The 23,338-nt window shown below is 38.7% G+C and carries 25 protein-coding genes; 17 read left to right on the top strand and 8 right to left on the bottom strand.

Annotated elements, in window-relative coordinates; translation table 11 throughout:
- The first annotated feature begins 131 nt into the window (after positions 1-131).
- The 3 genes from hpnA (at position 132) to A9Y75_RS22785 (ending at position 2,918) form a co-directional block, all read left to right on the top strand.
- Positions 132-1,115, top strand: coding sequence for a hopanoid-associated sugar epimerase (gene hpnA, locus A9Y75_RS22795; protein ID WP_071191813.1), 984 nt, complete (start codon positions 132-134; stop codon positions 1,113-1,115).
- 124 nt (positions 1,116-1,239) lie between these two features.
- On the top strand, positions 1,240-2,259 hold the full coding sequence (gene hpnH / locus A9Y75_RS22790; protein ID WP_071191812.1) for an adenosyl-hopene transferase HpnH: 1,020 nt from the start codon (positions 1,240-1,242) through the stop codon (positions 2,257-2,259).
- Positions 2,260-2,480: 221 nt separating this feature from the next.
- Positions 2,481-2,918, top strand: a complete 438-nt coding sequence (locus tag A9Y75_RS22785) for a DUF29 domain-containing protein (RefSeq protein WP_071191811.1) — start codon at positions 2,481-2,483, stop codon at positions 2,916-2,918.
- Between the two features lie 46 nt (positions 2,919-2,964).
- On the opposite strand, the gene A9Y75_RS22780 is transcribed toward A9Y75_RS22785, so the two are convergent.
- Entirely contained in the window at positions 2,965-5,448 is a 2,484-nt protein-coding gene (locus tag A9Y75_RS22780; protein ID WP_071191810.1) for a DEAD/DEAH box helicase family protein, read from the bottom strand.
- Between the two features lie 217 nt (positions 5,449-5,665).
- Between A9Y75_RS22780 and A9Y75_RS22775 the strand changes: the two genes are divergently transcribed.
- Positions 5,666-5,884: a hypothetical protein gene (locus tag A9Y75_RS22775; protein ID WP_071191809.1), complete on the top strand. Its 219-nt coding sequence runs from the start codon at positions 5,666-5,668 to the stop codon at positions 5,882-5,884.
- Complete coding sequence (locus A9Y75_RS22770; RefSeq protein ID WP_083389713.1) at positions 5,877-6,146, top strand: type II toxin-antitoxin system mRNA interferase toxin, RelE/StbE family; 270 nt, start codon at positions 5,877-5,879, stop codon at positions 6,144-6,146. Before A9Y75_RS22775 ends, A9Y75_RS22770 begins: the two co-directional genes overlap by 8 nt.
- A gap of 12 nt (positions 6,147-6,158) precedes the next feature.
- On the opposite strand, the gene A9Y75_RS22765 is transcribed toward A9Y75_RS22770, so the two are convergent.
- On the bottom strand, positions 6,159-6,635 hold the full coding sequence (locus A9Y75_RS22765; protein WP_071191808.1) for a GNAT family N-acetyltransferase: 477 nt from the start codon (positions 6,633-6,635) through the stop codon (positions 6,159-6,161).
- A complete protein-coding gene (locus tag A9Y75_RS22760; protein WP_071191807.1) occupies positions 6,632-7,456 on the bottom strand; it encodes an FAD-binding domain-containing protein in 825 nt (274 codons plus the stop codon). The genes A9Y75_RS22765 and A9Y75_RS22760 overlap by 4 nt, the downstream gene beginning before the upstream one ends.
- A 177-nt stretch (positions 7,457-7,633) precedes the next feature.
- Here A9Y75_RS22760 and bcp point away from each other — a divergent pair, with 177 nt between their 5' ends.
- Positions 7,634-8,110 carry a thioredoxin-dependent thiol peroxidase gene (bcp, locus tag A9Y75_RS22755; RefSeq protein WP_071191806.1) on the top strand — a complete coding sequence of 159 codons (477 nt, stop codon included), beginning with the start codon at positions 7,634-7,636 and terminating at the stop codon, positions 8,108-8,110.
- A 102-nt stretch (positions 8,111-8,212) separates the two neighbouring features.
- Here the strand turns inward: bcp and A9Y75_RS22750 are convergent, their stop codons facing one another.
- Positions 8,213-8,449 (bottom strand): SPOR domain-containing protein, encoded by a 237-nt coding sequence (locus tag A9Y75_RS22750; RefSeq protein WP_071191805.1) that lies wholly within the window; start codon positions 8,447-8,449, stop codon positions 8,213-8,215.
- Between the two features lie 325 nt (positions 8,450-8,774).
- Here A9Y75_RS22750 and A9Y75_RS22745 point away from each other — a divergent pair, with 325 nt between their 5' ends.
- A complete protein-coding gene (locus A9Y75_RS22745) occupies positions 8,775-9,761 on the top strand; it encodes a cyanophycin synthetase (RefSeq protein WP_071191804.1) in 987 nt (328 codons plus the stop codon).
- Positions 9,762-9,889: 128 nt separating this feature from the next.
- On the opposite strand, the gene A9Y75_RS22740 is transcribed toward A9Y75_RS22745, so the two are convergent.
- A complete protein-coding gene (locus tag A9Y75_RS22740) occupies positions 9,890-10,240 on the bottom strand; it encodes a hypothetical protein (RefSeq protein ID WP_071191803.1) in 351 nt (116 codons plus the stop codon).
- Between the two features lie 412 nt (positions 10,241-10,652).
- Complete coding sequence (glsA, locus tag A9Y75_RS22735) at positions 10,653-11,621, bottom strand: glutaminase A (protein ID WP_071191802.1); 969 nt, start codon at positions 11,619-11,621, stop codon at positions 10,653-10,655.
- Positions 11,622-12,444: 823 nt separating this feature from the next.
- Between glsA and A9Y75_RS22730 the strand changes: the two genes are divergently transcribed.
- From A9Y75_RS22730 to A9Y75_RS29880, 8 genes are all read left to right on the top strand, one after another.
- The gene (locus tag A9Y75_RS22730; protein ID WP_071191801.1) at positions 12,445-13,542 is read left to right on the top strand and encodes a septal ring lytic transglycosylase RlpA family protein; all 1,098 of its coding nucleotides are present in this window, start codon (positions 12,445-12,447) and stop codon (positions 13,540-13,542) included.
- A 129-nt stretch (positions 13,543-13,671) separates the two neighbouring features.
- The gene (locus A9Y75_RS22725; RefSeq protein WP_071191800.1) at positions 13,672-15,348 is read left to right on the top strand and encodes a bifunctional pantoate--beta-alanine ligase/(d)CMP kinase; all 1,677 of its coding nucleotides are present in this window, start codon (positions 13,672-13,674) and stop codon (positions 15,346-15,348) included.
- A gap of 222 nt (positions 15,349-15,570) precedes the next feature.
- Complete coding sequence (locus A9Y75_RS28810; protein ID WP_177176274.1) at positions 15,571-15,732, top strand: hypothetical protein; 162 nt, start codon at positions 15,571-15,573, stop codon at positions 15,730-15,732.
- A 710-nt stretch (positions 15,733-16,442) separates the two neighbouring features.
- Positions 16,443-17,042: a superoxide dismutase gene (locus A9Y75_RS22720; protein WP_071191799.1), complete on the top strand. Its 600-nt coding sequence runs from the start codon at positions 16,443-16,445 to the stop codon at positions 17,040-17,042.
- A 348-nt stretch (positions 17,043-17,390) separates the two neighbouring features.
- Positions 17,391-17,597 (top strand): hypothetical protein, encoded by a 207-nt coding sequence (locus tag A9Y75_RS22715; RefSeq protein ID WP_071191798.1) that lies wholly within the window; start codon positions 17,391-17,393, stop codon positions 17,595-17,597.
- A gap of 72 nt (positions 17,598-17,669) precedes the next feature.
- On the top strand, positions 17,670-18,704 hold the full coding sequence (gene purM / locus A9Y75_RS22710; protein ID WP_071191797.1) for a phosphoribosylformylglycinamidine cyclo-ligase: 1,035 nt from the start codon (positions 17,670-17,672) through the stop codon (positions 18,702-18,704).
- Positions 18,705-19,052: 348 nt separating this feature from the next.
- Entirely contained in the window at positions 19,053-19,739 is a 687-nt protein-coding gene (locus A9Y75_RS22705; RefSeq protein ID WP_071191796.1) for a PHP domain-containing protein, read from the top strand.
- A 135-nt stretch (positions 19,740-19,874) separates the two neighbouring features.
- The gene (locus A9Y75_RS29880; RefSeq protein WP_236721500.1) at positions 19,875-20,261 is read left to right on the top strand and encodes a hypothetical protein; all 387 of its coding nucleotides are present in this window, start codon (positions 19,875-19,877) and stop codon (positions 20,259-20,261) included.
- Here A9Y75_RS29880 and A9Y75_RS22700 read toward each other — a convergent pair.
- Together A9Y75_RS22700 and A9Y75_RS22695 are read right to left on the bottom strand one after the other, a co-directional pair.
- Entirely contained in the window at positions 20,229-20,768 is a 540-nt protein-coding gene (locus tag A9Y75_RS22700) for a retropepsin-like aspartic protease (protein ID WP_071191795.1), read from the bottom strand. The genes A9Y75_RS29880 and A9Y75_RS22700 overlap by 33 nt on opposite strands.
- A 459-nt stretch (positions 20,769-21,227) precedes the next feature.
- Entirely contained in the window at positions 21,228-21,617 is a 390-nt protein-coding gene (locus tag A9Y75_RS22695; RefSeq protein WP_071191794.1) for a hypothetical protein, read from the bottom strand.
- 257 nt (positions 21,618-21,874) lie between these two features.
- On the opposite strand from A9Y75_RS22695, the gene A9Y75_RS28805 reads away from it, so the two are divergent.
- Both A9Y75_RS28805 and A9Y75_RS22690 read left to right on the top strand, forming a co-directional pair.
- Positions 21,875-22,048 (top strand): hypothetical protein, encoded by a 174-nt coding sequence (locus A9Y75_RS28805; protein WP_177176273.1) that lies wholly within the window; start codon positions 21,875-21,877, stop codon positions 22,046-22,048.
- Between the two features lie 211 nt (positions 22,049-22,259).
- Positions 22,260-23,222, top strand: coding sequence for a diguanylate cyclase (locus A9Y75_RS22690; RefSeq protein ID WP_071191793.1), 963 nt, complete (start codon positions 22,260-22,262; stop codon positions 23,220-23,222).
- The last annotated feature ends 116 nt before the right edge of the window (positions 23,223-23,338 follow it).

Genomic DNA, 23,338 nt, shown 5'->3' with positions numbered 1-23,338 from the left:
ATTTATTATTTAATAATAAAAACTTATTAATAGTGTAAAAGCTCAGTTTTTTGATAAATCCTGTAAATCCTTTAATCCTGTAAATCCTGATTCTGACAATAATGAAATATTGAGGAGTGAGAGGTCATTGAATGCGGGCTTTTGTGACTGGTGGTACAGGATTTGTAGGTTCTCATGTAGTGCGATCGCTGTTGGAGTCAGGATACAAAGTTACAGCTTCGGTGCGTGGGAGTAGTAACTTGGGCAATTTACAGGGTTTAGCAGTAGATATCGTCAAAAGTGATTTAAATGATCCGCATATCTGGAAACAGATGCAGGGTTGTAACTACCTGTTTCATGTCGCTGCTCATTATTCTCTCTGGCAAAAAGACCGCGATTTACTGTATCGTCATAATGTGGAAGGAACGCGCAATCTTTTAGCAGCAGCGCAAAAAGCGGGAATTGAACGCACAGTTTATACCAGTTCTGTCGCAGCTATTGGTGTGGGGAAATCTGGTCAAGTGGTTGATGAAACCTATCAGAGTCCTGTAGAGAAGTTGGTAGGAGACTATAAAAAGTCTAAATTCCTAGCTGAACAAGTGGCGATCGCAGCAGCAAAACAAGGTCAAGATATTGTGATAGTTAATCCTAGCAGTCCGATTGGATCTATGGATATTAAACCCACACCCACCGGAGATATTATCCTGCGGTTTTTGCGACGACAAATGCCGGCTTATGTAGATACTGGTTTGAACTTTATTGACGTAAGAGACGTTGCTAGAGGACATTTGCTGGCTTTAGAAAAAGGAAAAGGGGGCGATCGCTATATCTTAGGACATCAAAATCTTAGCCTCAAACAACTGCTAGAAATACTATCTGACATCACAGGATTAAAAGCACCGCAAATATCCGTCCCAGCTTTTTTACCATTAAGCGTTGCTTGGATAGAAGAAAAAATACTCGCACCTTTAGGAAAAACACCCACAGTTCCCATAGATGGAGTCCGCATGGCAATGCAACCAATGTATTATGATGCTTCCAAGGCCGTCCGCGAACTAGGTCTACCTCAGTCCCCTCTGAATGTAGCACTCAAGGATGCTGTTGACTGGTTTACTGCTAATGGTTATGTGAAATGAAAAACCTCACCCCTCACCCCTCTCCTACAAGGAGAGGGGAAAAAGCCCCCTTCCATCTTAGGGAAGGGGGTTGGGGGTTAGGTCTTCAACTTAAGTGGTGTTATCAAGAGAGGAGAATAGTTAAATGGCGATTAATCTACAACAAGCAATTGATATCGGAAAGTATTTAGTTACACAACGTCTGTTAGGGCGTAAACGCTTTCCTCTCGTATTGATGTTAGAACCTTTGTTTCGGTGCAACTTAGCTTGTACCGGATGTGGAAAAATCCAACATCCCACAGAAGTTCTCAAACAAAATCTCACCCCAGAACAGTGTTTTGCGGCTGTGGAAGAATGCGGCGCACCTGTTGTTTCTATTCCTGGAGGAGAACCCTTATTACACCCGCAAATTGATGAAATTGTTAAAGGTTTAGTAGAACGCAAGAAATATGTTTACTTGTGTACCAATGGTTTGTTATTAGAAAAGAGTCTCCATAAATTTCAACCTTCTCCTTATCTGAGTTTTAGCGTTCACCTCGATGGAATGCGGGAATGGCATGATAAATGTGTGGACAGAAAAGGCGTTTTTGATACTGCTGTTCAAGCAATTCGCGCTGCTAAAGCTAAAGGTTTTCGTGTCACTACTAACACGACTATTTTTGAAGGTTGCGATGTCAAAGAAATGCAGGAGTTTTTCGACTTTCTGGAAACTCTAGGAACTGATGGAATGATGATTTCTCCTGGTTACGGTTACGCATGGGCCCCAGATCAGGATCATTTTCTGCAAAGAGAACAAACCCGCGCTTTATTCCGAGAAATTCTCACACCTTACACTTCTGGTAAGAAAAATTGGAATTTTAATCACAACCCGCTATTTTTAGATTTTCTCATTGGTGAGAAAGACTATGAATGTACTCCTTGGGGTAGTCCTAGTTATAGTGTTCTTGGTTGGCAAAAACCTTGTTATCTCTTGAATGAAGGATACTATACAAGTTTCAAACAGTTGTTGGATGAGACTGATTGGAGTCAATACGGACGCGCTAGTGGTAATCCTAAATGTGCTGATTGTATGGTTCATTGTGGTTATGAACCAACCGCAGCGATGGATGCTATGCAACCGCAAAATATAGTCCGTTCTATGGGGACTGTGTTTGGTAGAGGGTAATCTGAAAAGTGTCTGAATCAGGATTACCAGGATTAATGGATGTACAGGATAAAATAATAGTTGAATCACATTTAATCATGTTTATCCTCAAATCTAGTAAATTCTGATTCAGATTATGAAAAATTTTTGAATCAAAAGGATAAAAATGATAAAATAGTAGTTGAGAGATGGATTCTTAGTAATAATTCCTAGTCTGCTTTATAAAATAGGAGATGAGAATGATGACATCAAAACTTTATGAAACAGATTTTTATGCTTGGACATTAGAACAAGCAAAATTATTAAAACAAGGTCAACTAAATCAACTTGATATTTTAAATTTAATAGAGGAAATTGAATCTTTGGGTAAGCGAGAAAAGCAAGAGTTGAGAAATAGACTTGGGATTTTGATTGGACATCTTCTGAAATGGCAGTATCAAAGCAATAAACGCAGTAATAGTTGGAAAGCAACAATTAGAGAACAACGTCGTCGCATTAAAGAACTTCTTGAAGAAAACCCCAGTCTGAAATCTTATTTATCGGCAGCAATTGTTTCTGCTTACCAAGATGGTATAGATTTAGCAATTCAGGAAACTAATTTACCTGATACGACTTTTCCTGTTAATAATCCCTATAGTATTAACCAAATTCTCGATCCAGATTTTTTGGTTAATGAATAGGAATAATAAGCGTCGTTTTGAACTACTTATTTCATGTAATCGCCGTTCATTTAAAGCTAGTAGTATAATGCTCGCAAAATTTATCAGCTGTCAGATTGTATTGTACCAATCTCTCCCTAATAGCTTTATCGTCATTAATTTTGTTTTCTACACATAATGACTTGATGAAATCAGATGTATTTTTACACAATAGAGCTAACTTTTCTCTATTAATAATTCTTGTTTTCTCTGTAAGTCTGGCAGCATACCCAAGTTTAACTGATGGATGAACCATTATCGGAGTAAATTTGCAAGTTTTATCATAATTATTAGTAAACCAAACGCCTGATCCATTTAGTTGATCGCAGTCACCTTTACTAATAGTATCCGTAATCGCTCCATTTTTGCACTCAATCACAAAGTATGATAGGTTTCCGAGTTCCCAAAAGACATCTGAACCTTCCCCATATTGTGCTTCTGGACGCTGACTATTAAACCCAATATACTGAGCAATCGTTTTAAATGATTCTTCAAATATATCTGCTGTCTCTGGTTTAAATATCAATGATTCTAACAATCCATTCATCTCAACAATGATTTTATTTGGATTATCAAATTTTTGTTTTAAATAATCCCCACATATTCTTGCTTGATCCATAGCTTTCGATTCTAGCTTATGATATGCAATGCCTCCCATTGGCTTAGTTACTCTTGAGTTATCACTGGCGGCTGACATCAAAGCTTTTTGTGCCTCTGCCGGATCATACAAGTTAATGTATTCTGCCAAGCATTGTTTTAGGTACGATTTAAGAGGTTTCTCATCTACTTTATTTACAACTTCTCTAAGCTCATTCACTGCGGCATTATAGTTTTTTATAGAAGCAAAATCATACGCTTTCCTTTGTGCAATTGTTATCAAATCAGGTGTACTAATTTCCTCGTATGAAAGTGCTGCCAAAGCTCCTTTGCTTTTAGATACCCAATCTTGGTTTCTATGTAAGCAATACATAGTCGCTTCTCGTATCGCAGACAAGTCTTCTCCTTTAATCTGCTCAGAAATCTTTTCCGACAAGTCTATTTGTGCCTTAGTTGCTGGAGAAAATCTATTTATTGCATCTTCAGCATATAATTGGCTAGTAAGATTACGCCCCATTAAAAATACAACACAGTAATCGTCGCTGGATCTAACCCCGCGCCCCATTCCTTGCTCTATTTTTTGAACTAGTTGAGTAGCTTTTCTTGAACTTCCCATTAGGATGACTTGTTCAACTTTATCAATTAGCCGTCGAGCAACTGGCAATCCATCAATGACAAGAAATCTACAAGCATCCTTCGGTAAGTCTATTCCATCGTAGCGATTAACTAATATAGTCAGACCAACTTTTTCCTTTTTTAAGCGAGTTATTCCTTCATACAGATTATCCTTATTCAAAATTTGATCGGCCTGATCTTGCCAGTATTTAGAGCGTTCCTCTGACGGAACGATAACCACAACATTCACATCTTGTGAAATCGACTTACAAAACTGCTTGATTTCATCATCAGTTAGTTTAGTGTTAATTACTTGTGGAAGGAGAATCATCCTATCACCAATATCACCTGCTGTGTCAGGTATAACAGCTTTATTGATAGACTCCTCTGTAATACCAAAATGGCTGGACAAAATACTATCATCTACTAAAGTCGCTGTCATAAATATCTTTCTACGAGCATTAGTAATACTCGGAATCATATCAATTGGTATACAGTGCGGTGATATCTCTATTTTATCCGAGCTAACAACGCACCTTGATATAGCTAGTGATTCCTTTATCAATGGCCATACAAACTTTAGCCATTCAGCTTCTTTGTTTTTAATTAATATTTGTGATATTTCTGGTATCTTACTTTGCCAACTCCAAAAAGGAACTTGCATAAAAACATCACGTTCACGATTATTAATCTCAGATTCCTTTACTAAACATTGATCACGAAGTGATTCTTTAAAGCATCTATAAATTTCTTTATATGCAGTATTTCGGCTATCAATTGTTAACATAAATTGGTCTTCTACTGTGTCAAGACAAGCGTGTGCATCATCAATAATAATGCTACCAATGCTGATTTTGATACCTTCATCACCAACACCAAAAACTGATTTTCCATTAACTAGCTTGTATATATTAACAACTAAAATAGCTTTGCCTGAACGAAATCTATGAGAATTAGTGTCGTCGGTAACTTCAATTCCTAGGTCTTGTGCTTCACAAGTAACTTGTTTTACTAAATAGTTGTCAGGAACTACATAAACTGCCGGACCTTTACCTTCATTTAAGCAACTCTTGAGGATAAGTAATCCGACTACGGTTTTGCCGCTACCAGTATTCATTTTGACAACTAAATCCTTTTCATTCCTCCTTGAAAACCAATGATCCCAAACCTGTGTTTGAACGTCTCTACGATATTCAAACTTGCCTTCTTTCTTACCTGGAAGAGCAGTAAATATTTCTCTAGGATGGAGAGATGTATCACTTGTATTTCCGGTATTAATTTTCCCCAAGTCAATAGGCATAATATCTCCTGTATTATTCAAGCGGAGCTATATAGACTGAATAGCGTAGCCTATAATTTATTTTATACCATAAATACCTGTCGAGAGAATTCCACCTGCTTATCCAGCGCTTGTAAGGCTCCGCGATCGCACTATCCTACCCGAAAAGCTGGTTAGGAAGGTTATGGATGTGATCGTGTTAATCTAAAAATACTGCAACTTTATAACTTACCCAGCCATGAAAACATCAACTCAGGTAAATGATATTTTGCAAGCTATATCTGATCTAGCTTTTGAAGATCAATCATTTATCGCTGAAATTCTCGCCAAAAGGATGATCGAATTGAGAAGAAGTCAAATTGCCTCAAGAGCTAAAGAAGCTGAGGAGAATTATAGATTGGGTAATGTTCATACTGGTACTGTTGAAGATTTGATGATGGCTTCGAGTGATGATTGAGATTATTTGGGATGAGCCATTCCTACGAATATTGAAAAAATGGCGCAAGAAGCATCCTGAACTCGTTGAAAGATTTCAGCAAAAAATCTCTCTTTTTATCAACGATCCATTTCATTCATCATTGAAAACACATAGTTTAAGCGGAAATCTGGAAGGTTATTGGGAGTTGAGTATCACCTATGAATATCGGCTTGTTTTCCAATTTATCTCTGACAGCAAAGTTTTACTAATTGATATTGGAACTCACGATGAGGTTTATTAGCACTTCCTCTTTTCATCCTTCATTTAAATTCATCATCATCTCGTAAGTTGCCACATTAAATCCATTAGCTTCAAATAACTGCTTTGCAAATTCATTTTGTGCAGCGACTTGAAGTATCAATACTTGTGAACCTAACTTTTTTGCTGCATCTATTGAAGCATTTAACAGCAATTTTCCTGCTCCCATTCCCCGCACCGATTCATCAATGTAAATGTCATGAAGCCATACTGCTTCTGGTGCAATATCAACCAAACTGCTTTCTTCTAACCTTGTAAATGAATAACCAACAATTTCATTTTCTACTTCCACAACTAACACAACTGCTTTTGGGTTAACAATCTCTTCGGCAAAAAAATCAAAAAGCTGTTGTTCATGATTTTCAAATTCAACAAATCTTAAAGGATTGAAATTGTGATGTTGATGAACAAGTTTGAGGGCGTACTTCAGCACAGCTTGATGATCATTTATGGTTGCTTGTCTAATTATCATTTCTGCCAAGTTCGACTATTTGTTTGTTTACTAAATTGTCCTTTCGGAAAAAGTCGCTGTTCTAATTCTTCATAACTGCCTTCAAAATCACATTTTCCATAAAGTGGACATTGACGACAATAAATGCCTTTAGTGTAACGTTCTAAATTCTCACGATTGAAGAAATAGGGTTTGTGGCTAAATGTACTTGCTACCCACTGCCATGACATATTATTACTGGCTGGATCACCATCAAGCAAGTGCTGTAAAAACCATTTTGCGCCAGCTTGCCATTGAATACGTCGCCAATGGACAATATAAGCGGCTAACCACATTCTGATGTGATTGTGCAGGTAGCCAGTTTCCTGTAACTCTCGGCTAAAGCTGTCAATGCAAACGCTACCAGTAGTTCCTGTTGTAATATCTTGGGGTAAGGCTTCTGCGTAGTCTGCTAATTTGTAGCCGGTTTTGTATTCTTCTTGATTTTGCCAAATACCTTTTCCTAGTTTGATGTATAATCTTTGCCAATAATCACGCCAAGCTAATTCCGTAATTAGTTTAGTTGCTTCGTCGGAATTCTGGACTTTATCAAGAATGTAATCTCGAATTTCCCGCAAACTCAAAACGCCATAACGAATATAAGGTGATAGTCTTGTGACTGCACCCGTTAAAAAATTACGTGTTTTTGCGTATGATACTGGGTCTATTTTATCTAATATTTGTTTGGCAGCTTTCCGTCCCCCCACAGTCATGCTGATGTGATCATCTCGCTCGGCGGCTTGGGGAAATTGTTCGCGCAGATACGCTACTAATTCTTCACGACTGGTAAAATCACGTAACATAAAATTATTAGTTTAGACTTAATTGTAGTGCCAATCTCGATTAGCAACGGTTTAAATGTTAATACCCATTTTAAACATGATTGCGTCAAGTGGAACGTCTCTAGCGTTGACAATCTAAAATCTAAAATCTCATCAAAAATTTCAATCCTGATTTTTGCAATTTATCTAAATCCCATCATGACCAACATTCCCCAAACTGGACAACTAGCACCCGACTTCACCACTCCAGATCAAAACGACAAACCAGTTAGCCTTGCTGACTTCAGTGAATGGATAGTCCTTTATTTCTACCCCAAAGACGACACTCCAGGATGCACCACAGAAGCAAAAGACTTCACCGATTTATCTCCACAATTCACTGCACTGGGAGCTAAAATCATCGGTGTCAGTCCAGATTCAGGTAAAGCACATTGCAAATTTATCGACAAACATCAATTATCAATTACCCTATTAAGTGACCCAGAACATCAATTAATAGAAGCCTATGGTGCTTGGAGATTAAAGAAGTTTATGGGTAAAGAATATATGGGTGTGGCTCGGTCAACTTTTTTGATTTCACCTGATAAAACCATCGCCTATGCTTGGCCAAATGTCAAAACTAAAGGTCATGCTCTAGCAGTGTTAACAAAATTGCAGGAATTAGCAGCCGTTTAAGAGGATGTTTGTTAAGTATCAGGTTTGAGGTTTTGATACATCAGTGATGACTTTGAAAACATCCTCTCAATTAACTCAACTGCGATCGCCTAGTCTCAAAGCTTAAATCACCACTTCTTCCCGCTGACAATCAAAAACAAGCTCAAAAGAAGCATCCGGTGTCAGCTGGCGTAAGTGTTGCATATAACCATCAGCGTTGGAACGGCTGCGGAATCGCCCGACAATCACCCGTTCCTGATTTGCAACCACACGAGCGATCGCCCAACCATTCAGGCGATTTCTGTAAGCAAGTGCTTGATTTTCTGACTTTGTATCTTTGTAATCAGTATTTTGTGGCATGATTATATTAACCGTATGAAATTTAGTGAACAGCGTTAGTGTGTCTCTAAGGGGGGATACACTAGCGCCTTTAATTGATGATGCCACCTTGTTATTACATAATTTTAAAATTGTCAATACTTAGTGTGACAATATAGCTTCTACTCAGCACAAAAACTGAGGTGAATTGAGTTTGCATATTTTTAAAGATACACAAACCAAGTTCACAAAAATACTGCTGAATGCTGAGTCAAGTCGCTTCGCTCCAATTAAAAAAAGTCAATAAAGCACCACCTTTTTTGCTAAAATGTTGACAACATACCTAAGTATCAATTAATCAAGAGATATGAGATTCATGACATCAATATTCAAAAAAGTAGCTACAGAAATGGGAGCTACTGTTTTAATCGAACCTGAATATGAATTAATTGGACATATTACCTTTAAAAACGGTAAAAAATCAGTTTTTGATAATACTAGACTAAATGTTAATGGTTTTGGTTCTGCATATTTAGCTAAAGATAAAGCTTTCTCTAATTATTTTTTGCAACAGTTTGGTTATAAAGTTACAGAGGGAAAAACATTTTTTAATGAAAAAATTTGTGCAACAATACCCAATCCTAGAAATATACATGATGGCTGGAATTATGTTCAAGAATTAGGATTACCAGTAATTGTCAAACCCTTAAATTTGAGTTTAGGAATCTTAGTCACGAAGGTTTACGAAAAATCAGAGTACTATGATGTCGCCGAGAAAATTTTTAATATTCACCCAGGATTAATTGTTGAAAGATTCTATACAGGAAATGACTATAGAATTCTCGCTTTTAATGATGAAGTACTTGCTGCTTATCAAAGAATTCCTTTATCCGTAACTGGTGATGGTAATTCTACTATTTTGCAATTAATCCAAATCAAACGGGAAAAGTTGATACAAACTGGCGAAAAAATATTAATTGATCTAGAAGATTTTCGCATAATTAAAAAATTGCAACAACAAAATCTCACACTTGAAAGTGTAATTGCCAAAGATAATATAGTCTATCTTTTAGATAATGCCAATTTATCTACTGGTGGTGATTCAGTAGATTTTACCGATAGTATTCATCCTGATTTCCAGCAACTAGCGATTAATATAACTAAAGATATGGGGCTGAAATTAGCAGGTGTAGATATACTAACCAGTGATATTACTAAACCACTAGTAGATTATACCCTCTTGGAAGTTAATGCCGCTCCAGGTTTAGCTCACTATGCATCTCTTGGTAAGAGGCAAACCCAGAAAGTAGAAGATTTATGTTACAAAATTATGCAAGCACTAGAAACAGAATAAATTAGACATCGACCGAATTTCAATGTATATCTTCTAGAATCCTTGTAGAGACATTTCTCCTCTAGGTATTTTCAGATATACATTATTTATCGGTGATGCCTATTAGATCCTGTTCAATAAAAATGAATTCACCAATTTTTACGAAGTAGTGATTCAAATTCAGCTTGCAAAGCTTGTATTTCTGCCACTCTTGCTACTAGTAAATTATCTCTTCCGGCATCTTGTAACCTGGATTTCCAATATTGAATACTCTCCGAGTTATTCCACCAAAATTGAATCACCGTATCTACAACTTGATCTAGATTCCAATCCAACTTTGGTAGAACAGATTCCACAGATTCTAGAAACCCATCGAGTGTACAAGTATGGGTTCCCAGATATTCCACACCAGGAGGCTGAGGTTTTTGCCAACTCTGCTGTTGGTGATTAAAAAAGTACAAAACTGGAGATACTCCTACAATATCGAAAGTAAATCTCATTCCAGTCCTCCCAATCTATTTAATCAATTCCAAATCAACCTAGTGTTTTGGCAAAAAATGGCTGAAAAAATAGTCAACTCCAGCTAGAAAAAGTAGGATTTTTGCCTAGTCCATAGGTTTGAAAATTTAGTCGAGAATTAGCACTTGTTAGCCGAGAGTGCTAATTTTTATTCAATTGTCTAATGTCTTATTAAAGAGTTTCCAGCATTAATTAAGGAATACATGTTATTTTTAATAATTTCTTAATTATTGCTGCCACTCAGGGACTTCCAGATCAAAAATATCCCATCTTTTTTAGGGCTGGGAGCTGCGGAGGAAAAGTCGTTTTGATGCTGTGAAATGGGATAATTTATTGTTTGGAGTTCCCTAATGAGGTGGATTATCAGTAGTTGGACAAAATTAAATAAAAAAATTAAATTGATTCCTGGCGCGAACAATCAAACAGATGTAAACCCAACCGTTGAGACAGTTGCTCACACACCTTCACCCCACGCACACTGTTACCCCGAACATCTAGCAGAGGTGAAAACACTCCAATTCCCATTTGGTTAGGAACAACGGCGATAATTCCCCCACAAACGCCGCTTTTTGCCGGAATTCCCACATTATAAGCCCATTCACCCGCAAAGTTATACATCCCGCAGGTGTACATCACGCTCAATATATCTTTGATATAGCGGTTATCTACCGCTTTTTCCTTGGTAATGGGGTTAATACCTTTGTTAGCCAGAGTTGCTGCCATCACCGCCAAGTCTCGACAATTAACCATTACAGAACATTGTTGAAAATATAAATCCAACGCTTCCTCAATATTTTGGTCAATCATGCCAAAATTTAGCATCAGGTGTGCTGTAGCGCGGTTGCGATGTCCCGTACTGCGTTCTGAGGTAAACACAGAAATATCCACAAATACATCCCGCCCAATATAGCGCCGATACATATCTAGCAATCGATTTAGGCGTTCAGTTGGACCAGAACCCTTGATTAAGCTGGTGGTAGCGATAGCCCCGGCGTTCACCATAGGATTATAAGGTCGCTTTGATTGCTCATCCAGAATAATTGCATTAAATGCTTCTCCTGTCGGTTCCACTCCTACCCTAGTCAAAATATAATCCCGTCCATGATCTTCTAACGCCTGTCCATAGACAAAGACCTTAGAAATCGACTGAATAGTAAATAGTTGTTGATAATCACCGACTTCATAAATCTGGCCATCTACAGTAGCAATGCAGATACTAAATAAGTTGGGGTTGACTTTTGCCAGTTCGGGAATGTAGTTAGCTACCACACCTTCTTGCAGAGATTTGTACTGAGAATGCAAATCTTTAAGCACTTCTGGAAATGGTGATGGCACTATTTCTAAATTTTCTGGGTTTCCCATGTGGCTAATAGCTTGTTATTAAGCGTTAAATTGGATTTACTAGTTTGGGTATGCAAGAGTTTGCGTAAATGACGAGTAATTTTTGCTACACTTAAAATTTATCTCCACAAGCTCACACCCCTTTTTTCATTGTCTCATTATTACTTTTTTTTGCATGAGAAAAATACTTACTGGAGTAGTAACTGATTTTTTATCAGTATATTTTTTTGAGAAATTTTATTTAATTTATACTAGTTAATATAAAATCATTACGTATATAAACTTAAAATTTTTGTATTATATGTATCTGGATTTTTGCTAAATTTAAATTTTTCTAATAGGTAATTATTAGGTTTTTCTGCTTGCTCAATGATAGTTTTATCTAACTTTAAGCAAATAAACTATGTAAGTATTTAACATGAGTTTTTGAATTTAAAGACAGAAATCTTGACAAAAATCAAATTTTCTAGTTGGTTAAATATAATACAAAAATCTGAAAAAGAGCTTTTAACAGATTCAAGATCCTACTTGCTTCATTTAAGAACAACCTAATATTAACTTTTCATAAGAAATTCTTGACGATCAGAAAAAAAAGGTTACATAGCCAAAATCCGCAGTTGAACAAGGTTCTGCCCTAGAAACCAGAATTTAAATTTGGCTAAATGACCAAAACCTACGCTAAATCCCTGATCCCCAAGCCAAAAGGTTCATGTTAATGTGTTGCAGTTATAAACAAAAAGTGAAATCGGAACGAGTTCGAGTTTTAGGGAGTATCACTATTCACTGGTGAAAAACCAAAGAAATTATAAGACTTAAGTTCTACAGTCGCTTTAAAATCGGACGCATGAATCAAAGACATTTGTTGACTATTGTCGCCCTGTTTCTGGGTGTTTTGGGTTTACCCTCAGTCGGTAGTACTCAAACCATCAAGGGAACCTCTCCAGTGAACCAAGCATTACCAACAGGTGATGTGGTGAAAGTAGGAGAGTACCAATCCTCTGGGCAGAAACCTACTTCTAATACTGTGAATGCAGAAATTCATCCTCACAGCATTGGAGGCCGTCAGGCGGCAACTCTTTACATCAAGAATATTCCCGTTCTCACCTTTTTGAGTTCTGCCCCAATTGCTAGTACGGAAACAAAAATCGGCGCAATTGGAAATAGTGAGGGACTAAAATATTCTGCCCTTGTATCTACTAACTCCAAAAAGGTCGCTAGTTTCGGGAATGTGATAGATGTGAGCAACCAAATTAGCTCCATTGACAATGACCCCGTGAAGAGAGCTAGTGTAGTAGCTTCTAGAATCAACCAACTGATTCAGGAGAACGTGGACGCGAGTCAAATTACCGTCAGTTGGAAAACAGAAGACCAATCTCTAGTCAATAATAAAGCCCAAAACAAAGGCAACTCTGTTCGACAGGCAGATCGTTACTCGATCAAAGTAAATGATCAAGAATTGGTAGAAATTAATCAAGGCATCCAATTAGCAGACAGCACCAAGAATCTAGCTAAAGATGCTTTACAAGCGACCAATCGCCTACGCAGACTCATCGGCAATGCATCTCCCATCACTGAGATTGCTAACTTACCAGTAACGCCAGTATCCCTACAAAAGCTACCACAACAGATTGCCATTGGTGGATTAAAAATCAACTTCAAGGGCATAGCTTCTTGGTACGGCTATGATTGGTCTGGTAATAAAACTGCCAGTGGGGAAAGATTTAATCCCGAAGCATTCACAGCTGCCCATCGCAGTTTACCCATGGGTACAAAAGTTCGTGTTACTAACACCCGCAATGGTCGCTCTGTGGTTGTGCGAATTAATGACCGGGGTCCCTACATCGGGGGTCGAATTATTGACCTTTCTGTCGGTGCTGCTCGAATTTTAGGCATGATTAGCAGTGGCATTGCTCCAGTGCAAATTGAGGTTTTGGGAAGATAACCAACTTCCTACTCTCTACTCTTTTCTCGCTCTTCACTATTGCTGAATTCCCCTAGTTGATTCATCCCTGACTCCGTTTTCAGATATAAACTAACGGGGGAGAGGATCGAGAAGAACTAGGGGTATTTTGTGCGCTTGCTGACAACAGTTGCAGCTTTACGCTGCTATTTAAATCAACGTCGCTGCCTAGCGGCAAGGCTTGCGTCTACAGAAAGCAATCTCATGCTTTCTGAGGAGCTATTATTTGATGATCAGACTATTTGGGATCAGACAGAAATCGGGTTGGTGCCAACGATGGGAGGGCTGCATAAAGGTCATCTCAGCCTCATTGAACGAGCGCGGCAGGAAAATTCTACGGTTGTTGTGAGTATTTTTGTCAATCCCCTGCAATTTGGACCTAATGAGGATTTTCAACGCTATCCCCGAACGTTGGAGCTAGACCGAGAATTTTGTGAACAAGCAGGAGTAGATGCGATTTTTGCCCCTACTCCGGAAGAAATTGGAGTACCGCAGAATAGTATACAGGAATCTCAGGTTACACAAGTGATCCCTCCATCTGCTATGATATCAGGCTTGTGTAGTCTTTCTCGGCCAGGACACTTTCAAGGTGTGGCAACGATTGTGACCAAGCTTTTCAACTTGGTCCAACCTGACCGAGCCTACTTCGGTCAAAAAGATGGTCAGCAACTGGCAATTATTAAACGGCTAGTGGCTGATTTAAATTTGCCGATAGAGATTGTTGCTTGTCCAACGGTGCGGGAAGTGTCGGGCTTGGCCTTGAGTTCTCGCAATCAATATTTGACTGCAACGGAAAAAGAGCAAGCTACAGTGTTATTTAAAGGTTTGCGCCAAGCTGAAGCGGCATTTCGTGCTGGGGTTCGTAACAGCAGCGAACTGATAGCGTTGGCGCGGCAAGAAATAGCAAAAGTCAACACTATCTTCGTGGAATATATTGAATTGGTTGAACCGAGTACGTTGATGTTTTTAGAAAAAGTTGAGGAGGAAGGAATGCTGGCGATCGCAGCACGTCTAGGTTCTACACGGTTGATCGACAATACTATCTTGTGCGATGTCTACGACGGGCTACGTCAACGCCAAGCGATCATCGCCATTGATGGCCCAGCTGGTGCTGGTAAATCTACAGTAGCTCGCCAAGTGGCAAACCAGCTAGGTCTAGTGTATTTAGATACGGGAGCTATGTACCGAGCTATCACTTGGCTAGTGCTGAAAAATGGCATTGTTTTAGATGATGAATGTGCGATCGCAGAAGATGCGCGTTGCGCTATCGCTGAATTAGCTCATCAGTGTAAAATTGAACTTACTCCCAGCCCTAACCTCCAATCTCCCGTAGGTGTATCGATTAATGGTACTGATGTTACCCAAGAAATTCGCACAATTGAGGTAACTTCAAAAGTATCTGCGATCGCAGCCCAAAGCGAAGTGCGAAAAGCACTGGTAAAACAACAGCAAAGCTGGGGTAAACGCGGTGGCTTAGTGGCTGAAGGCCGGGACATTGGTACTCATGTGTTCCCCGATGCTGAAGTGAAAATCTTCTTAACTGCTTCTGTTGGTGAACGCGCCCGTCGCCGTCTGCAAGACTTTAGAAAACAAGGTCAACCCGAAGTTACTTTAGAGCAGCTGGAACGGGATATTGCTGAACGAGACCAAAAAGATAGCACTCGCAAGGTTTCTCCCTTGAAAAAAGCAGCGGATGCAGTGGAAGTTCAAACTGATGGTTTAAGCGCCTCTGAAGTGGCTGCACAAATTGTTGACTGCTATCAAAAGCGGTTATCTGATGAGTGGTAATCACTGTGGCTTCTGATGAGTGGTAATCACTGTGGCTTGTCTTATATCTTGTAGTTAAAAATGGTGGTGGGTGATTATCAACTCACCATCAACAAAAATCAAAAATCGTCTTATATATAGCGGTTCCCATATTCGTGAGGTACAGCTTTTAAATATTTAACCGCAGATAGAAGAGAATGTATACATCCGTAGGGTGGCTTCTCGAACTCGAAAATTACGCAAATGGAAGCAGATAATTTTCTACATCAACAGACTAGTACCGCAGGGCGGAAGTCAAAAGTCAAAAGTCAAAAGTCAAAACGAAGACAGCATAAGATTGTTGGAGATTTAGAATGGTTGGTTTATTTACGCCGTGCTGTACTAGTACCGCTTTCTTGGAATTAAAAATTCAAATTAAAAATGAAAAAAGCAGATCACACAAACTTTTCAATAATTGTTCGTGGTCTGCTTGCTTATTTGCGCCTTTCTGTACAAAGCAGATTACATAAACTTTTCGAGAGTTTTTCATGGTCTGCTTATTTGCGCCTTGCTGTACTAGGAAACACTAAATCTTTATTTACAAGCCGAGTATTATAAACAATAAATTAAAGTAATATTAGGGTTTGTTCATCTATCCATAGGTAGACTTTTAAAAGTTTCGTTAGCAAGAAAAACTCAAGACCATTTGCACAGACTGCTTTTTGAATTTGCCATTATCTAGAGAGATTGACAGAAGAGTAGATAATTGCTTTGTGGAGGAAGAATATTTCCATGAAAAAAGAATGCGATCCATAGACAGAAACAAAGACTCACAAAAGTGATGATTGATGTGTAGAATGAATTTATGAAATCCTTATGAGACATATTTCCTGTAAATTGCTCATTGGACTTTGGCGATGAAGTATTAGCCATTTTTATTCATAGTTCAAAATCCATAGAGATTTGCCTTATAGGAAAACTACTTGGTCTGAATGTTCACTTTGGTAGTAAAATAAAATTGTTAAGTTTTATATCCTAGAATTAAGGATATAAAACATTTAAACACAAAACCTATAATTTCCTAAGCTCCTGCAATAGCTTTCCACGGAAAACCGATCAAGAGAGGATTTCACAAAATGGCATTTACACAAGCTCCCCTACCCTTCGACTTTAATGCACTAGAGCCATATGGCATGAAAGGTGAAACTTTCGAGTATCACTATGGCAAGCATCACAAAGCTTATGCAGACAACCTGAATAAGCTCACTGACGGGACAGAACTTGCTGATAAGTCCCTGGAAGAGGTAATCCAAATCTCCTTCAAAGACTCCTCTAAAGTTGGCATCTTTAACAACGCCGCGCAAGTTTGGAACCACACCTTCTTCTGGAATTCTTTAAAACCAGCAGGCGGTGGCGCACCTACAGGCGCATTAGCTGCTAAGATTGACCAAGATTTTGGTAGCTTTGACAAATTCAAAGAAGAATTTTCTAACGCGGCTGCTACTCAGTTCGGTAGTGGCTGGGCTTGGTTGATTGATGATGGTGGTACACTCAAGGTAATCAAAACCCCAAACGCAGAAAACCCTCTAGCACATGGCAAAAAGGCACTTCTCACTTTAGATGTTTGGGAACACGCTTACTACATTGATTACAGAAATGCTCGTCCTGCATTCATCAAGAATTTCTTAGATCAATTGGTTAACTGGGAATTTGCAGCAGCAAATTTTGCTGCTTAATCAACTGCAAAAAATAATTAGTTAATTTACAAGAATTTTGCAGTCATGATTATGATCGTGACTGCTTTTTGATTTATCAGTCTTTCCCATATTATCAACTATACCCTTCATGCTATTTAAGTTTTTAGAAAGTCCTAAATCTCCTATTGCCCAGAAAAGAGTAACTCCTAGTTGGTGTATGACTTATGGAAAATTAAATAAGTGCGCTGGTTTTGTCTGTGTGGCCGTGACCGAAGAGGACGCTCCAGAGTGGGAGACGCGGTGACGCGGAGAGATTATCCCCGTGTCCCCGTGTCCCCGCGTCTTCTTCAATTGCAGCCGCTTGGTACTATAAAAATCTCAAATCCTATGGATAGCAAAACACTCGCTCAATACCTAGAAGCTACAGATGGCATCTCCAAACCTTGGCTACTGGTACAACTACGCCTGAAAAAACTACAAGAACGGCGAGATACCATCTCATCAACAGCCTACGCCGAAGAACTCGCAGATATTCATCAAGATTTGATGAATTTGGGCGAATGGTGGCGAGGAATTGAAGATCAAGTTTTTTAATGCAGATAGCGCCTAAATTGTGTGATGATAATAGCCTATATTTGTAGCGGATTGATAACGGTGTAACTAGGCATGGATTATCGGGATGCAGGCGTTGATGTTGAAGCGGGTAGAGCTTTTGTAGACCAAATTCGCAATTTGGTTCACAGCACCTTTAGACCGGAAGTTTTAGGTGGACTGGGTGGCTTTGGTGGCTGCTTTCAACTACCCACAGGTTACAAAGAACCCGTTTTGGTTTCTGGGACAGATGGTGTAGGTACAAAGCTGAAAATAGCCCAAATTCTCAACCGCCATGACACCGTTGGTATTGATTTGGTGGGGATGTGTGTTAACGATGTGTTGACATCCGGCGCAGAACCGTTGTTTTTTCTAGATTATGTAGCTACAGGTAAGCTAGATAAAGACCAGTTAACTCAAGTTGTGGCAGGAATAGCTACTGGTTGTAAGTTGGCTGGTTCTGCTTTATTGGGGGGAGAAACGGCGGAAATGCCAGGTTTTTACCAAGTTGGTGAATATGACTTGGCTGGTTTTTGTGTGGGAATTGTGGAAAAAAGCCTCATGTTGAATGGTTCCCAGGTACAAGTTGGAGATGTGGCTGTAGGTTTAGCTAGTGCTGGTGTTCACAGTAATGGTTTAAGTTTAGTGAGAAAGATTGTTAGTGATGGTGGTTTTTCCTGGAATGACACCCCAGCATTATTAAATGGAGAATCTATCGGCGAAACTTTCCTTACACCTACCCGCATTTATGTTAAACCTGTTTTGGCAGCGTTGAAAGCAGGGTTAGAAATTCATGGAATGGCGCATATCACTGGTGGAGGTTTACCAGAGAATTTACCTAGAAGTTTAGGAAAAGATCAGTCAATCAAAATTAACCCCAGTAGTTGGAATATTCCCCCCGTGTTTCAGTGGTTAGCTGAGGCTGGTTCTGTCGGTGCTGAAGCTATGTATAATACCTTCAATATGGGGATTGGATTTGTAGTGCTGGTTCCACCCCATCAAGCAGAAGAAGTTATTACCCATTTTCAGTTGCAAGATATTCCCGCTTATGCGATTGGTGAAGTCGTGACAGGTGCAGGTAAATTAGAGGGTTTATGGAAGATGGGGTGATGGGGTGACGCGGGGACGCGGAGATAGGGAGAAATAATGATCTACTGCACCCTGCACCCTACCTATTTATTCCCTATTTCCCATTCCTTATCGTCTTCAGCAAACCATAAATATCAGTATTTATGGCAACTTAGGCAAAATTTTAGACTCTCTTTATAGAAGTAATCAAAAATACTCATGACCATCAGCGTTTAGATTTGCTAACGTAGTCGTAACAAATCTAAAAAAATCATTGAAGTAGCCGAGAGAGTAGCAGACAAAACTAGTTTGCTGTATTAGCGATTTCTAGTTTCTCAATCTAGTGTGTGATTGTATTAAAAATTACGTATTTTCTGTTCAGAGGGGGTTATGGTTATAGATTTTGCCCGGACTACTGCTTCTACAGAACTTTTAAAACAAGTATTCCAGAGCATTGATGCCCAAAGTTGTCCAAGTTTATACAACTTTCATATGCACACAGTCCACTCAGATGGAAGGTTGCAGCCGATTGGGTTAATGGAACAAGCGATCGCTATTGGCTTAAAAGGAATGGCGATTACAGATCATCATACAATTACTGGCTATCAAGCCGCACACGCTTGGTTAGAAGATTGGAAGTGGAATCATCCAGATATATACAGTCCTTATCTATGGAGTGGTGTAGAAATTAATGCCAATCTGTTGGATGTAGAAGTTCACATTTTGGCTTATGGTTTTGAGCCAGAAAACTCTAGTCTAAAACCGTATTTGCAAAGAAAAGCGACTACAGGCCAAGACTATGAAATAGCCAATGTCATTACCGCTATTCATGACGCTGGAGGAATAGCAGTACTGGCTCATCCAGCACGTTACAAGCGATCGCTCTTTGACTTGATTCCCGCTGCGGTAGAACAAGGTATTGATGGTGTTGAAGCTTTCTATGCTTACAAAAATCCCAACCCCTGGAAACCCTGCGCGGTGGAATCAGAACAAGTGCAGAATTTAGCTGATGAATTCGGTTTATTTAACACCTGTGGGACAGATACCCACGGTTTAAATCTACTACAACGCTTGTAAAGCACAAGTAAATCGCTTAGGCGCAAATTAAAAAAATCTCAATTTTAACTAAATTCTGGGGTTTTAAGTCCTCCGCTTCTACAAGCGACAAGTATATTAGGCGAAATCTAAATCTCCATCACAATACTTAATTACGTGTCCCTAGCGGGACCGGAGGCATTATTACGAATTACGAATTACGAATTACGAATTACGAATTACGAATTACGAATTACGAATTACGAATTACGAATTACGAATTACGAATTACGAATTACGAATTACGAATTACGAATTACGAATTACGAATTACGAATTACGAATTACGAATTACGAATTACGAATTACGAATTACGAATTACGAATTACGAATTACGAATTACGAATTACGAATTACGAATTACGAATTACGAATTACGAATTACGAATTACGAATTACGAATTACGAATTACGAATTACGAATTACGAATTACGAATTACGAATTACGAATTACGAATTACGAATTATTTTAACGCTGTTGAAATTCAACTTCTTTTTCTAAAATTTTGACATCATAGTTGCCAAAAAAATCGTGTCCAAGTAGCCCAATTCTCGCTTTGGGAGCGATCGCCACTGTGGCATTATTAACTACAGCACCACTAACGGCAATTGTTGGCATTTTACCAGTTTTGAACTCTACCACGCTACCATCTGCGATCATGGCGTTTATCTTTCCCGAAGGTTGAACTTTCAGGGCTGTGGCCATTCCTTGAGTAATGAGAATACCACTCGCACCAGTATCAACAATCATCTCAAACACTTGATTACCATTAAAATTAACATCTATAATCGGAGTCCTGCCGCTACGACGCTTAATGGGGACTCGAAACACTCTGGTACTTGGTTGATTTAGTTGATTTACCCCGCATAGTTGCCCTAAACTCACAGTTTTACCTGATGATGTCACCATAAAACAAGCACCAGGATCATTAGCTTTTGCTACGTAGGGTACTGTTAAAAACGTCATCCCAAATATAGATGCAATTCCTATCCTCTCAACTGCTTTCATTGTTTATGGTTTCTGTAAACTGCTTAAAAATCCTCTAAATCTAGAATAATCGAAAATCTTGACTATACCTACAACAAAGATTTTCCGAGTCACTGATCGAGTCACTGAAATTCCCAGAGGATATCTGAAAGCTCAAAAAAGCCACCGTCTTGACAAGAAGTTGTGCGAATAATCACCACTCTCAGCGGCTTTCTTTCTAGCAGTTAAATGTTGAGTTGATCAGAAATTAAAGGATTTAATACCTCATACCCTACAGAAACACAAGAGGTTCGGTCTACACCTAGCTTGCATTACCCTTGTCTAAGCAAGCTACAGATTCTTATTTAAACCTCGGCTGTATGTCTTACGTAGGCCTTTGGCTCTATTTTGTAGGCGTAAGCCTCACCGTTAGGCTATTTGGAATTTTGAATTGTTTTATCATCTTGTAAAAACTTGATCATAATTGATCATAAATCGAGATTAAGCTAGTGTTTCTGGACAATAGCCCAAACCCCGGACAAACTGTTGCCGGAAAGCCTCAATTTCTTCTCTCTCCGGATTACCATGAGAGACAATTGCTACTTGATAACGGCGCATCACATCCACAGGAAACTGTCCCGCTTCTAAACTCCAAAGTGCCATTTGCACTCTCATGGGTGGTTCGTAGCTGATTCCTAATTCATTGAGAAAAGCTCGAAAATCACCATCGTCTTGAGGTGAAAGTGGATCTCTGAGTTTGATCCTCACTACCCAACCATCAATCTGATGAATTACGGTGATGAAGGAAATTGGGTTTTGGGGTCTGCCATGCAGATGTTGAACAACCCTAAGAGTTAAACTGGCATTTGCTAGGTAATATAAATATTCCATGATGGCGCTTGGGATCGAAGCTAATCCTACTTCTCTATCTTCGTAAATAAAGCATAGTTCCCGGTAGGGTAAAAGCACCCGTTTTTATATGGGGAGGTTTACCCAATTTTGGGAAATTGTCATTAGTCATTAGCAATAGGTGTAGCGAACAGCTAATCAGGCAAGAGGTGGTAGCTGCTAACCAAATCCAGGATTATAGGTTAGGTAAACTAGAGGCATCATGGAATCCTATTGATAAATAATCTTAATAGAGATGGATGGACTTTCATCAAGCTGGTACAGTAGATTTTCAAAAAGCTAGATTTACAGCAGAATTCAGGAGTCAGGAGTCAGGAGTCAGGATTGAAGAAGACACTCTTAGACGGGGATACCCCATGTCTAAAGCCAGGGGATTCCAGCAAGGAATGTCTTTTTTATTCTCCACGACTTAAGTCGGGGGCTTGAAACCATTTGCGTCGAACGTCGGACACAGACGACTCTCCGCGTCGCCGCGTCTCCCACTCTCCGCGTCCTCTTCGGTTCAGGAGTCAGGAGTAAAACTGGCGAGTGTGTCTAGGTTTCAATTTTGATTTTGTACCTCATTGATCTGCAATCTGCTGTATTATCTGCTTTTCAAGCTTATTTTCACACTATCAGAATATTATGACATTATTTAATCCAGAAGATTGTTTAATTTTAGTAGTCGATGATGTCAAACTAAATTTGCGAATTATAGCCAATATTTTAGATAAAGTTGGTTATGAATATACGTTAGTTTCCAATGGAAATCAGGCTTTAGAACGGGTCAACTCTGCTCGTCCAGACTTAATTTTATTAGACTTGATGATGCCAGAGATGGATGGTTTAGAGGTATGTGAAAAAATTCAAACTAATCCCGAATTATCAGAAATTCCGATTATTTTTATTTCTGCTAGTAAAGAGCAAGATCATTTACTTAAAGCTTTTGAAAAAGGAGCAGTTGATTATATTATAAAACCGTTCTATGCAGCGGAACTTTTAGCTCGTGTGAGAATGCATTTAGAACTAAAATATTCACGGCAAGAATTGAAAAAATTATTACATGAACAAGGAGAATTAGTCAAAAAATTAGAAACATTAGCCAATACAGATTCATTAACTGGAGTTTGGAACCGCCGTTATCTTTTAATGATAGCAGAACAAGAAATAAAGCGTAGTCAAAGATATTATCTTCCTTTTGCTGTGCTTTTAATAGACATTGACTTTTTTAAACGAATTAATGATACATTTGGACATAATATAGGAGATGAAGTCATTATATTTATGACCAAAACCGTCCTAAGTTATTTGCGTCAAGTAGATTCTTTTGGTAGATTTGGGGGTGAAGAATTTGTCGTATTATTACCAGAAACAGATATCAATGCAGCGATAACAGTAGCTGAACGTATTCGAGAAAAAATTGAAACTCAATATATTTTTGTTGGGAGTAAAAAAGTATCAATTACGGTGAGTATTGGGGTGTCTAGCTATAAATTTGGAGATAAAACTATTGATCCTATTATTCAACGAGCCGATAAGGCACTTTATCAAGCCAAAAATCAAGGACGCAACCGCGTAATTGCTGATACAGCAGGGAATAAGGAATAGAATAAGATTATAGAGATTTTTATTTATTAGAAAAAATGTCTAATTAATTTTGTTGAGGTACTTAATTAGAGTTTGCTGAAAATTATTTATGGGGATGTTAATTTTTAATTTTTAAT

It is taken from the genome of Trichormus sp. NMC-1, assembly GCF_001858025.1.
Classification (GTDB): Bacteria; Cyanobacteriota; Cyanobacteriia; order Cyanobacteriales; family Nostocaceae; genus Anabaena.
Note: the sequence above shows the minus strand (reverse complement) of the source record. Positions and strands in the feature narration are given on the sequence as shown.